Raw genomic sequence first — 735 nt, 5'->3', positions numbered from 1 at the left:
GTCGTTAAGTTAGTTATGTCTGTCGCAGTCAATCAATACGTTTTAACAGCAATAAAAAATTGCTTGCGAGTGAAGTGGATTTGTTTGATAAGTATTTATTCTTAAATCAAAAATTCAAAGTAGCTATTGAGTATTTCAACAAGACAGAGCATTAAGAAACCATATTGAGTCGTTATTGACTGGGATAGGAATTCGTTCACGGCGAACCACAAAGGATGAAAGGGATTCATGATAGAGCTAAAACATTTGCGAACATTAACTTCGCTTCGAGACACCGGCTCGTTAACTGCTACGGCTACTGCCTTGCACTTAACGCAATCCGCTCTTTCTCACCAAATCAAAGATCTCGAATCTCGTATTGGCGGTCAGTTATTTTTACGCAAAACTCGCCCAGTGAAATTTACCTCTGAGGGTGAAATTCTCTTGCGCCTCGCGGAAGATATTTTGCCAAAGCTGGCAAGAGCAGAAAACGAACTGGCAAGTTTGAAAGAGGACGTCAACGGTCGATTACACATGGCGATCGAATGTCACTCATGCTTCCAATGGCTCATGCCTGCTCTAAGGGAATATCAATTGGCGTGGCCAAGCGTCACGTTGGATTTTTCGTCCGGCTTCGGGTTTGAGCCCCTACCCGCATTGTTGGCTGGCGAGTTAGATCTCGTTATCACGTCGGATATTCAACCTCGTTCTGAGGTACATTATGAACCGTTGTTTGACTTCGAAATGCGCCTAATT

At 43.3% G+C, this 735-nt stretch carries 1 protein-coding gene; it reads left to right on the top strand.

Features of this window, described 5'->3' with window-relative positions; genetic code table 11:
* Nucleotides 1-228: 228 nt before the first annotated feature.
* On the top strand, nt 229-735 hold a 507-nt coding region (locus R7044_RS25285), incomplete at its 3' end, for a LysR family transcriptional regulator (RefSeq protein ID WP_225456005.1).

The organism is Vibrio sp. 1402 (assembly GCF_033340275.1).
This window is presented reverse-complemented; position numbering and strand designations above follow the sequence as displayed.